Below are 12451 nucleotides of genomic sequence, written 5' to 3'. Positions count from 1 at the left end.
CAGTGAGGGTGTGTAGCTCAGTGGACTAGAGCACGTGGCTACGGACCACGGTGTCGGGGGTTCGAATCCCTCCTCGCCCGTATTTTGAAGTTGAAAGTTAGGAGTGATGAATTAAAGTTCCTCACTCCTAACTTTTAAGTTTTTCAAGGCATAAGCATCTGAGGCTAGACCTAGTGCAAAGCGTAGGGAGTTGGATAAATCTTTGCTCGACTGGGTGAGGAAGATTATCAGTGCTAGAGAAGTGATTGCAGCACCGTAGCCAAACATATCGCGGTAGCCCACAAGTTCCGCGATGATACCCAGAAGAGGAGCAGCGATCGCAATTCCCAGGTCAAGCCCAGCTACGCATAGACCAAAAACTTGCCCCCGTTCTTGCGGCAGTGAGCGGTCTGCCATCAATGTAATCATCATGGAAATGAGTGTACCACCACCAGCACCTTCAGCGATCGCAGCCAGTAAGAAAACCATCGGGCTGTGAGCCTGCCATAGCAAGATTAAAGCTAAAACGTAACAAAAAATACCAAAGGTGATAAATAAACCACGACCAAAGCGATCGCTTGCCTTACCAGCAAATACCCTGATACTAAAACTAGAAATTGCCGCAGCTGTAAAAAACAGTCCGCCGTTGAAGTCTACCTGACTGGATTTGAGGAACAATGAGACAAAAGTATGTACAGCACCGACAGACAAGCCGGCTAGCAACATAACTATGGTGGGTACTCTCACCTGGGGACTGCTCAAAATTTGCCAAAAGTTGCGATTATCCCCCTGAGTTTGTTCCTGTCTTTGCACTGGCGGATTCATGACTTGGACAATTCCCAAGAGGGCGACAAAACCCAATTCGGCAGAGAAGAGAAATAATATCCCGTAACCACTTGTAGCTTCTAAATATCCTCCCAAGGCGGGGCCAATTGCTAAACCAAGGGGAGTTGCGAGAGTCATGTAACCAATGATTTCGCCACGAGTTTCGGCGGGGGCTAAATCTGCGATTAAGGCACTGTAGCCAGTGGTAAAAGCGGCAACACTAATACCGTGAAAAATCCGCACCAAGATTAATAGTCCGATTGATTGGGTTGCCAAATAACCAAATGGTGCGATCGCGGCGACTATCGTACCAATCAACAAGACAATTTTGCGATCGCGTTTATCGGCTAACCGTCCCAGCGTCGGGCGAGATAGCAATAACCCAATGGCGAAACTACCCATTACAATCCCAATTTCTTGCTTACTTGCGCCCACATCATTGATGTAAAGCGGTAAGGTTGGTAAGAGCGAAGACAAACTCGACCAGAATAATAAACCTGCCGTAAATAAAACCAGCAGGTTTTGCCGCAGTTCGGTATCAAAAGTATTAAATGCTTTCAAGGTAGATGCAATTTAATTGGTTTTTTGTCAATAGTTAGGAGTTGGGAATTAGGAGTTAGGAGTTAGGAGTTATAACAATACTGCGTAGGTTTTGCCTAAAAAATAAAAATGCGTAGGTTGGGTTGAGGAACGAAACCCAACATTTTTCGGGGTTTGTTGGGTTTCGCATTGCCTCAACCCAACCTACAAATATTCTTAACCGAGCAGTATTGGGAGTTATAAGAATTCTTTCCCCAATGCCCAATGCCCAATGCCCAATCCCCAATCCCCAATGACTATTGTTACGTTACTTAACATTTTTTGCTACTACTTCTCGCACGCGATAGATTGGCCGCCCTTGGGATTCATGGTATGTACGCATGAGTAATTCTGCTAAAAGACCGAAGCAAAATAACTGCACTCCTGTTACTAGCAGCAGAACTGCTAAACTCAGCAACGGGCGATTGCCAATCATTTCACCTAAAGCTAATTTGACGAAAGTTAAGTAAATTCCGATCGCAGCCCCCGAAAGCATTGAAATTAAGCCCAACAGCCCAAATACGTGCATTGGACGGGTGAGGAATCTTTTCATAAACAGAATGGTTAACAAATCCATCAACACCCGGAATGTCCGCCAAATCCCATACTTACTCCGGCCAAAGCGACGGGCATGATGACGCACAGGTACTTCAGTAATTCTAGCTCCTTCGATGTACGCCAAAGCGGGTAAAAATCGGTGGAGTTCGCCGTAGAGGTTCATATCTGCCAACAGTTCTGCACGATAAGCTTTCAGCGAACAACCATAATCATGAATATTCACGCTAGTAGTACGGCGAATTAGCCAGTTGGCAATTTTGGAAGGAAGTAACCGATTTACAGCACCATCTTGGCGATTTTGCCGCCAACCACTCACCAAATCGTAACCTTCATCTAGCTTTGCTAATAACATAGGGATATCAGCCGGATCGTTCTGGAGATCGGCATCTAAAGTAACGATCGCTTTCCCCACTGCATAATGAAACCCAGCAGCCATCGCCGCAGTTTGTCCGTAGTTACGCCGCAAAATCACCGCCTTTAAATCAGTGCGAATTTGCGCCTCTTTTTTCAGAAAATCCCCGGAACCATCCGTAGAACCATCATCCACACAGATGATTTCATAATTTATTTGACTAGAAGATAAAGTAGATGCGATCGCTTCTAATAAAAGCGGCAAACTTTCCACCTCATCATGTATTGGCAGCACCACCGAAACATCTGGGACAATTGCTGAAATTGCCCCATTCTCCTCACTCAACCCTTGATCGATCAACCCACTCCTCATAAGCCTCAGCGCCCTCAGCGTCTCTGTGGTTCGTAACTCTTAAAAATTCTCCCAGCCCCTCGTAGCTGCTGATAATACGACTGACTAACAGCATCTCCCTGTTCCGAGAGAATATCAATCCCAATCCCATCCCGTCCCTCATCCTTCCCAGAACTGTGGACGTAATAACCATCTGCTAAATAAAGCCCGACATGGGTTGCTTTTTGACTAGTTCCAAAAAATACCAGATCCCCGGCTACTAATTCCGCAATAGTAATTGGTTTGGTAAATTCTTCCTGTTGATAGGCATCTCTAGGTAGCCAAATACCCACCGAAGCAAACGCCGCCTGCATCAACCCAGAACAGTCATAATTTGGGCTAACCGTACCACCCCAAAGGTAATAATTGGATTGTTGCATTGCTTTTTGAGTAAAAACAATAACCTCTGCTAGCAGTTTTTGAATCTGAGATTCAGAAAATGTTGCAGCCTGATAAGGTACAGTAGCAGGTTGTAATGAATCAAAATCTGAAAGCGATACCCATCCCGGATAGTCATCTTCACACAAATACACCCCAACTGCTAAATTTTGATGATTTGATGTTACCCATAAATGTCTTCCAGATGAAGATTGAGTTGATAAACGTGTACATTCAGGAGAATCATATAAATTAAGGTCAGCGATACACTGATACTCCCCTGATTTTGGGTTTTGGACTTCGGATTTTAGATTAAAGGACATTATTCGAGAATGATTTTTTTTAATAAAGACGAACAACTCGAAAATATTGGTAATGGCATTTTAGATGCAACTTGGGCAGCATTTCCGACTTTAGCCAGGAATCAAATTGCCTTAACTTGGGTTGTTTACGATCCACCAGTGCTAGTAAATACTGGTGGGGCACTGACTCCCAAGGCTTTTTGGGAACATCCAGTCCGTGGTTTTACTTATCGTGGTGTTGAACGGATTTATCCCGCCAGTGTAGTCAAGCTGTTTTACCTAGTGGCGGTAAATGAATGGCTAGAAAAAGGCATGAGTCAAACCTCCAAGGAGTTGGAACGCGCTTTGCGGGATATGATTATCGATTCTAGTAACGATGCTACCAGCTTGGTTGTGGATATTTTAAGTGGTACTACATCGGGGACAGAATTACCAATTGGGCCCTTTGAAACTTGGAAATATCAGCGTAATATCATTAACCGCTATTACCAATCTTTGGGTTGGGAAGAAATGGAGACGATTAACGTCTGTCAAAAAACGTGGGGTGATGGCCCTTATGGACGCGAACGGGCTTTTGTGGGAGAGTTGCTAGAAAATCGCAATATGTTGACCACAAATGCGATCGCTAGGTTACTCCATAGTATTGTAGGTGGGGTGGCGGTTTCCAGTGTGCGATCGCAAGCAATGATGGCTTTACTGAAACGTCCTCTCAACGATTTGTCCTCTGACAGCGAGGAAAATCAAGTAACAGGTTTCTTAGGCGGTGGATTACCTCAAAATGCTCAAATTTGGTCAAAAGCAGGTTGGACAAGTCAAGTGCGCCATGATGCTGCGTATATTGAGTTACCAGAACAGCGTCCTTATCTCTTAGTGGTATTTACTGAAGGTAAAGCCCAAGCTAAGAGTCGGGATATTTTGCCCTTTGTTTCTAAGTTAGTTGCCGAAGCAATTAGCAGTTTATAATCCAATATCATGAATTAAGCATTTATTTCTTCTCTCTGCGTCGCGCCAGTTGCTACAAGTCGGGGAACCCGCCCAACGCACTGGCTTCTCTGCGCCTCTGCGGTTCGTTAAAAAATTAACTTTGATAAAGAGTTTTAGCCTTAACTGAACCGTATTGGTCTGTAGCAATCCTAAATCATTCGCTAAGAAAAAGATCCCCGACTTCTTGAAGAAGTCGGGGATCTGAAGTTCCTATTTTTCAACTTAAATTCATCAAACTTCACTACTTCTGAATCAGGCTTGCGAGTATCAAAACGATAACTACTTATCGTACCTGTCCCCGTATCAAAAATACTAAAAACTGTAATATCATTACTCGAAACATAAGGCATCGGCTTACCATCTTCGCCCAGCAAAGGGGCAATTGTTGGTACTATCGGTTTTAAACCATTAGGATCGCCAAGCTTAACATAATCCTCTTGATATCCAGTTGGCACTTCTCGCTTTCTGTCGCCCCAAGCAGCACCGTAAGTATTGCCCACATTAGATGTTTCTAGAAAGTGCATTCCACTGGAACTAACAAAACGGTTCCATAAATGAGAATGCCCATAAAATACTAATTGCACATTAGCCGCCTCTAACAAAGGCACAACATCGTGGATAATATAATCTGCATCTTTGGGGTATTCATAACGCACAGCTTTGATATTATCTCCATCCCGTTCAATTATTTGAACAGGTTCTGTATAAGCAGGAACTATATTATCACCAAGAGTATGGGGTGGATGATGGAACATCACAACTTTGTATTTTGCTTGTTTAAACTCAGGGCTGTTTAGTTCTGCTTCTAGCCAATTATACTGCTTGCTGCCTTTAGCAATTGGCTCATAAATAACCTGTCCATAACCCCAGTTTTCAGAATTATTGAAATCCTTTTCAGCTTCCTGATATCTACCCCTATACTTTTTATCCAAGTTGGGAGTTCGCCACATATTCGTAGCGTATAGTACCACCAAACGCACATTACCAAAACTGACTGCATAATACCTTTTTCCACCCTCTTTACTTTTTGGTAAAGAAAAAATCTCTTCGTAGGTGTTAGTATTAAAAGAGTTATCTATTAAAGATTTGTCCCGATATATTTTTTGAGCAACGGCACGAGGGATTGTATCATCAAATTCCCCATCTAAACTTCCCACTCTCGCAAATCGCCCCATCACCTCATGATTACCAATGCAAGTAAACATGGGTGCATTTTGAATTATTTGTCCACCAGTGTAGGTTGTGTTAACACCGTCGTGCGTCATGTTATATTTAGCACGACCTTGTAAACCGGGAAACAACGCACCACCACCATTATCATCAAACCATTCTGAGGCGCGATCGCTAACATTGACCAAATCACCAGCAAACCAGACTCCATCTACTTGTCCAACCGTTTCTACCACCTTTTGCAGATTTGCTGCTGTCATCGGCTTTAATTGATGATCTGAGGTAAGTAAAATTTTTAGTGGTGTATCTGGTTTAGGAGTCGCTGCGAGGCTAAAAACACCACTGCTAACATTTTCCCTATCTTCTCGCACACTGGTAACACGATAGTTTACCCGCACATCAGGAGTTAACCCAGTTACCTCAGCTTCATGTCGCCAAATATCTCGCTGCACGGGTTTTTGATAAACTTCGCCGTCTTTGGTTTGGTTGGCAACTCTTGATTGCTGGTCTTCACGAGTGCGGCTGAGTTTGGTAGTATTTGCTTTAGCAGTTAGTTTGAGATTTTCACCGTAGGTTACTGTGTGATTAACACCAGCAAACTCAGTAAACCAAACTACTCGCACTGAGGTTTCAGTTGGTAGTTGTAAAAATGGATCGGTGAGTAGTTGGGGTGCTGATGTCATAATTGTTTGCCCAAATGAACGCACGCTTACCAGAGTAAAGCATATAACAAGCGCAAGTATAGCCACTAAGAAAATTTTACGGCTATGTAAGTGTCTGAGCATGAGTAATATACCAAATTTTATAGGGTGTCTATGACTGAACGCAATTTTATTATTAGTTTATTGAAAGCTGGCTATTTTTATTGCTTAAATTTGGGGAGCATCCCAAATGTGCAAGTTTAATTTACATCCGGGATTGTAACTTACTCCAGAGGATAAAAAAACGAACCGCAAAGGACGCAAAGGACACAAAGGGAAGAGAATTGAAAAGGGTTTTCGCATCTTTTCAAACATCGTCTTAAACTAAACTCTTTAATTTTATGCTTCAGTTTCAACCTTCTGGCTTTGGACATAAACTTATCCATACATCATTAGGCGCAATGGTTTACTATACCCAAACGAATGCACCTTGGGCGAACGCTGATGCTGAAGATTTACCTCCACTACTGTTTCTTCATAACTTTGGTGGTGGGGCATCTGCTTATGAATGGTCTAAAGTTTACCCCGCTTTTGCCTCTAATTACCAGATTTTAGCCCCCGATTTAATCGGCTGGGGAGAATCGGCTCATCCTGTGCGGGATTATAAAATTAGAGATTATCTCAGTACGATCGCAGAGTTTATCATCGAAACGTGTCGCCAGCCAGTGACGGTGGTAGCCTCATCCCTAACAGCCGCTTTTGCTATCCGCCTAGCTATTGTTCAACCCAATTTATTTAAAGCCCTGTTTTTAGTGTCTCCTTCTGGATTTGATGATTTTGGGCAAGGTGCTGGGCGCAGACTTCCACTTTCAGTAATCAATGCGCCTCTGTTGGACAATTTTATTTATATCCTTGGTGCTGAAAATGAAATTGCAGTCAGAAATTTTTTACAAAGTTTTCTGTTTGCCAAGTCACAACGAGTATCTCAAGAAATGGTGGATGCTTACTTAACCTCTGCACAACAGCCTAATGCCAAATTTTCCGCCTTGGCATTTTTACGTGGCGATCTTTACTTCGATCTGAGTTTATATATTCAGCAACTGACAATTCCCACAGTGATGTTTTGGGGAGAAAAAGCACAATTTACCAACATCAAACTAGGACAACGTTTGGCCAACTTAAATCCAAGAGCAATTCGAGAATTTTATGCGATCGCAGATGCAGGAATATTACCTCATTTAGAAATGCCAGAAATTTTAATTGGCCTATTGCAACGATATCTTGGGTAACTGGGGATTGGGGCATGGGGCATTGGGCATGGGGCATGGGGCAGGGGAAGGGGAAATAATAACCAATGCCCAATGCCCAATGCCCAATTCCCAATTCCCAATGTCTATTTAGAAAGCAACTGTGCATTTAATGCTTTGGTGATGCGATCGCCAGAAGCTTCTAAGTGAGCTAAGGTGTAAATATCAAGACTATCACTAAGTTGTTTGACTCTAACATCAATAGCTTTTTGCAATTGACGCAATTCATACCAAGCCAATGTCCGCCCATCTTCAGGTGTATCAGTATTACCCAACATCATCTCTAGCAAAATATTCAAATATTCCCGTTGCAGTGAACGGCGGATGCTAGAAATTGGCTTTGGTTCTCCTGGGGTTAAAACTTCTGTCCAGATTCCTGTTTGCAGGGTGTCAAACAGTTCTGGGATAGAAAGTGCTTCCCCAGGCAGAGTTTTTAATTCTATGTCTTGTAAACGATTCAGGCGTTCGGTGTGTAATAGCGATCGCAACACCGCACCTTGCAAGTTCAAAATATTTTCGTGAATTGGATAATCAAGACGATTACTAGGTATAGAACTACCCCAGTGTTCCCAACGTGATGGCGCTAATTGATTAAGCAATTGTGGTGAAAAACTAAACGCATCCTCAGCAAACACATATTTTTGTAGCTTTGTCAATGCCTGACGTTGTTTTAAAAGTGAAACTGGTACAAATGTCCAAGAAGCATTATCACTAGGGTGGAGACGCACAAACGATTGTCCACCAATGTATTTAGAAAGCAAAGTGGCGTTTTGAAAATAATATTTAAACACTCTATTGAATGAGACACGCAGGTTACTATAGCTTTCTCCTTTCAATAAATAACCCTTATCAAGGCGTTGCCACATAATGCGGGCATTATCCATTTGCCACTGTGAATAAAGTAGTATATCACTACTCATATCCCAGACATTTGCCAAAGGATTAATGTCCCAGATATCCTCATCACTTGCATAAGATAATTCTGGTTGAGGTGACGCTAGTGCAATCTGCTCTAAAAAACTTTTTTCGGATTCTGGAATGATTCCTTCAATTGCTGCTGATGGGCTTGTTTTATAACCATACTCAATTGCCCATTCGTCATAAGGCCCAATAATTCCTGGAAAATAATCACCTTGCTGTACTCCCTGTGGTGCTATATTCACAGGCAGATAGTCCATCACCGAACCAACTAAACCTTTGGTGTGAGTAATTTCAGTGTTATTTAATTCTTCAGGCGCTAACATAGTACTGCCGTGAAAGTTATGGCGCAAACCAAGAGTGTGCCCAACTTCGTGAGCGATGAGAGAACGCAAATATTGATGTACATACTCTTTCATCGTTTCACTACTAGATGTAGTATTTGGCAAAATTGACAACGCCAGCGCCCCCATTGCAGCTTGATTTGAAGACTCCATACCATAGCAGAACTCAGAGTCTGAGGGCAGATAATTATTCGCTCTTGGTTTTTGGCTTCCCGAAAGGGTTTGACATGGATTTTTGCCTGCCAAAGATGAATTTACTTCCATTAATGCGTGATATTCTTCCTGAATTAAACGCACCATTTTGGCATCTACAATAATATCTGCATCCAATATTTCGCCGGTGAATGGGTTGACGCGCATCGGCCCTCTGGCAAAACCTGCATCCAAAGAATTGAACCAGCGAATAGTATTGTAATGTACATCTGCGGGTTGCCAATCAGCATCATCTGGCATTTGTTGCACTTCAATAGCATTTTGAAATCCGGCTTTTTCAAATGCTTTATTCCACATCAAAACGCCTTCACGAATTGCATCGCGGTACTCCAGTGGTACAGCATTTTCAATCCAATACACAATTGGCTTTTTGGGTGGAGATAAAGGGGCATTAGGATCGGATGGTTCTAGATGCCAACGATTAATATAACGGGTAAATGATTCGTGAGGATTATTATTGGAGAAATCTTGAAAAGCAGTAATAAAATATCCCACTCTATCATCAGCAAGTCTGGGAATATAAGCATTGTTTTCTCTAAGCTGAGAAAAACTGTAGTGTACCTTCAGACTGAGTGCCCTACTATCGGGTACGGTGACTAAATTTGCTCCTTCTAATGCTGAAAAACCGTAAATAGAATCAATTTCTATATTTTCTGGAAAGCTGTTAACATCACCAAAATATGACTTGTGTGCATCCCAGTGGTAATCAGCCTGCAAAGAATATTTCAAAATGGTAGTTAATCCCGGAAAATCCTGCATTAACATTTCATTTAGGTTAATCAGAATATTTTCATTCTGTGGATCAATATTGGCTATTTCAAGTGAATAAAGAACTGAATCGCTAAATGAACGAGCAAGCGATCGCTGTTCTGGTTTACTTTCTGCACGGAATTTCACATTCCGTACAACAAAATGCAATCTATTGTTTACTCGTTGGAAGTAAAAAATAAAATCAGAAAGAGGTAATCCACTATAAATCCCACTTTCCCCAATACCTGATTCCAATGTAACTATAGCTAGATAGTCTTTATTTAGCTGCTCTGGTTTAATTTCTAAGTAAATTTTTCCCGAATCATTAGTGCAATAAACTCTGAAAAGTCCTTCTAGTTTATCTATCTCTTTAACAATGTCATTCAACCGACAAAAATCTTTCTTTCTAGTTTGAGCAAGATCATTGTCAGTATTTATTAAGTTTTCAACTACTGGAACTGCATTTACTTGCTGCACATCAACATTTGAAAGTTGATTTGCTCCTGCGTAATCAATTGGTAGAAATAAACTATACAGTAATATTATAAATATTGCTAATTTCCCGATCCAGTATTTCATCCTTTGGCTTTCCACCTGAAGCATTTCTCGTGTTGAGGAAAAAAGGGGATTCATTGTTTATCTGCAAGCCCTGCAAATATCTAGGGATTATGGTATAAATCCACTCAGATAGACAAACAATGTCTATAGCCTAAAAGTCTTGTGGCTAGTGATTCGTTGTGGCTCTTTAGGAATTTTCCACTAAACATTTATGTTGGAAGATAGATATTTTATCCAACTAAAGATATATGTATTTTTTGCTTGTATATGTATTAAAAACCAAATATTGTATTAAAAATGTATTTAGTGCTACATTTGCAATCCAAAGGTAATATCAACCATGTTTTATAAACAAAGAGTGAGACTTTTAAGTAGGCTGTTACTAAGCAGTTAATTAAATGAGTAATAAGTAATGAGTAAATACCCATTACTTATTACTCATTACTTCAAAATTAAAGACAGTTGGAGTCGGGGATTTAAACCCTTGATTTGGTGATAAATTTTGGACATGAATTTTGGAAGCTTATACTAATGTGAACTGTTCTGTTAAGTAAGTAGGCGAGAATAAATCAAACTAGATTAAGTAATGTAAAAAATCTTGAGATTAGTTTGTAGTCAGGGCTTCAGCCCTAATTTGAGGACTAAAGTCCTCACTACAAACCTTTAATTATTTACGCCGTTCTACTTATATGGTTAATTCCTTCTTCTCAATTAAATCCTGCTGTCTATTGCCCAGGCGTATTTACTTGAGTTGAACCCACCCTCAAAAGTTTGATAATTTTTCGGAGAACATCTGAGAAATCTGTCATCCTGATTTAGGTTGAATTGGTAATAAAATGATTCTTAACCTTTGATTGGCTGAAAGATAGATGCTAAAAATGCGTCTAATTGGATACAATTTGTATGTAGAGAGAGCCGAGGAGAACAAGGTGGTCTTATTGAAAGGCTTTGAGATTGAGATGTATACTGGCACGCCTCAAGGTGAAATCGTCGGTCTCTCCGACAAAATTGTTGCAGCTTTGGATGGGTTTATGCGGGAGCCAGATAGCCGCAACGTCGAATACATAACCCAACCATTGCACAATTACGAGAATTTATTGTGTGCGTTGCTGCGTCCCCGGCGAGAGTTGCGAAACTACCTGAATCGCTTGGGCGATTACACCTTGATACCGGGAAGTACTTTATCTTTGGGTGGTAGCGATCGCTTCTTACGTTCCGATCCAGCAAATTCTTATCATGATTATATTGAGAACACCTACGGCACAAAAGTAGTCACCGCCAGCGTTCACATCAATATAGGCATCAGCGATCCAGAAGTATTAATGCGGGCATGTAGAGTCATTCGGATGGAAGCGCCTTTATTTCTTGCCCTCAGCGCCTCATCTCCTTTCCTTGATGGCAAAACTACTGGTTATCACTCCACCCGATGGGGACTATTTCCGCAAACACCTAACCACGTGCCGTTATTTGCCAGCCATGCCGATCATATTCAGTGGGTGGAAGATCAACTCGTTGCCGGAACTATGCAAAACGTGCGGCATTTGTGGACATCAGTGCGGCCAAATGGCGATCGCCGTCCTTACGATCTAAATCGGCTAGAATTGCGAATTTGTGATTTAGTGACAGATCCCATTGCCCTGCTAGCCATTACTGCCTTATTAGAAGCGCGTTTGTTGCAAATCATCGAAAATCCCAGCATCGATCCGTTAACCCAAAGTACCTTTTCTGGTGAAGAACTCATCACCCTCACTACTGAAAACGAAGCGGCGGCGGCTGCTGCTAGTCTTGATGCTCCTTTGAGACATTGGCAAGATGGTAGAACCATTCTAGCCAGAGATTGGATTTCGGAAATGTACCAAGATGTTTGGGCGATCGCAAAACAACGGGGTTTTAGCTGTTTCCTTTCTCCATTGCACAAAATTCTCCGCGAAGGCAATGAAGCTCAACAGTGGTTGCAATTACATACAGTTGGCTTTGATAGCCAGTGCGTCGTCACTCAGGCTATTCTCGCCACCCAAGAGCGCGAAATCGAACTCGAAGACAAATTGTGTTCGTCATTGCTAGCTTAGGGACTTCCAAATAAAAAAATATTCCAAAACTGAGGCAAAAATCCTCTTAATCTCTGCGTTCTCTGCGTCTCTGTGGTTCGTTTCTTGGGATAATTTATCCCTTGGAAATCCCTTAATTGAAGAGGCAGGGAGCA

The 12451-nt window shown here is 41.8% G+C and carries 9 protein-coding genes and 1 tRNA gene; 5 read left to right on the top strand and 5 right to left on the bottom strand.

Features of this window, described 5'->3' with window-relative positions:
• Positions 1–6 precede the first annotated feature (6 nt).
• Positions 7–80: transfer RNA gene (locus V7K98_RS25495), tRNA-Arg, on the top strand.
• A 31-nt stretch (positions 81–111) separates the two neighbouring features.
• Here the strand turns inward: V7K98_RS25495 and V7K98_RS25490 are convergent.
• Complete coding sequence (locus V7K98_RS25490; protein ID WP_335026993.1) at positions 112–1365, bottom strand: MFS transporter; 1254 nt, start codon at positions 1363–1365, stop codon at positions 112–114.
• 122 nt (positions 1366–1487) lie between these two features.
• On the opposite strand from V7K98_RS25490, the gene V7K98_RS25485 reads away from it, so the two are divergent.
• Positions 1488–1640, top strand: a complete 153-nt coding sequence (locus V7K98_RS25485) for a hypothetical protein (RefSeq protein ID WP_335026991.1) — start codon at positions 1488–1490, stop codon at positions 1638–1640.
• An 11-nt stretch (positions 1641–1651) separates the two neighbouring features.
• Here V7K98_RS25485 and V7K98_RS25480 read toward each other — a convergent pair whose 3' ends face one another.
• Positions 1652–2665, bottom strand: coding sequence for a glycosyltransferase family 2 protein (locus V7K98_RS25480; protein WP_335026989.1), 1014 nt, complete (start codon positions 2663–2665; stop codon positions 1652–1654).
• Positions 2666–2679: 14 nt separating this feature from the next.
• The gene (locus V7K98_RS25475) at positions 2680–3384 is read right to left on the bottom strand and encodes a C40 family peptidase (RefSeq protein ID WP_335026987.1); all 705 of its coding nucleotides are present in this window, start codon (positions 3382–3384) and stop codon (positions 2680–2682) included.
• Between the two features lie 9 nt (positions 3385–3393).
• Between V7K98_RS25475 and V7K98_RS25470 the strand changes: the two genes are divergently transcribed.
• Positions 3394–4326: a serine hydrolase gene (locus V7K98_RS25470; protein WP_335026985.1), complete on the top strand. Its 933-nt coding sequence runs from the start codon at positions 3394–3396 to the stop codon at positions 4324–4326.
• Positions 4327–4508: 182 nt separating this feature from the next.
• On the opposite strand, the gene V7K98_RS25465 is transcribed toward V7K98_RS25470, so the two are convergent.
• Positions 4509–6200 carry a metallophosphoesterase family protein gene (locus V7K98_RS25465; protein ID WP_335026983.1) on the bottom strand — a complete coding sequence of 564 codons (1692 nt, stop codon included), beginning with the start codon at positions 6198–6200 and terminating at the stop codon, positions 4509–4511.
• A gap of 359 nt (positions 6201–6559) precedes the next feature.
• On the opposite strand from V7K98_RS25465, the gene V7K98_RS25460 reads away from it, so the two are divergent.
• Entirely contained in the window at positions 6560–7447 is an 888-nt protein-coding gene (locus V7K98_RS25460) for an alpha/beta fold hydrolase (protein WP_335026981.1), read from the top strand.
• A 104-nt stretch (positions 7448–7551) separates the two neighbouring features.
• Here the strand turns inward: V7K98_RS25460 and V7K98_RS25455 are convergent, their stop codons facing one another.
• Positions 7552–10269 carry a zinc-dependent metalloprotease gene (locus V7K98_RS25455; protein ID WP_335026979.1) on the bottom strand — a complete coding sequence of 906 codons (2718 nt, stop codon included), beginning with the start codon at positions 10267–10269 and terminating at the stop codon, positions 7552–7554.
• A 908-nt stretch (positions 10270–11177) separates the two neighbouring features.
• Here V7K98_RS25455 and gshA point away from each other — a divergent pair.
• Positions 11178–12317, top strand: a complete 1140-nt coding sequence (gene gshA / locus V7K98_RS25450) for a glutamate--cysteine ligase (protein WP_335026977.1) — start codon at positions 11178–11180, stop codon at positions 12315–12317.
• Positions 12318–12451 lie beyond the last annotated feature (134 nt).

Origin of the sequence: Nostoc sp. (assembly GCF_036917435.1) — a bacterium.
In the GTDB taxonomy this organism is placed as follows: domain Bacteria; phylum Cyanobacteriota; class Cyanobacteriia; order Cyanobacteriales; family Nostocaceae; genus Nostoc.
Note: the sequence above shows the minus strand (reverse complement) of the source record. Positions and strands in the feature narration are given on the sequence as shown.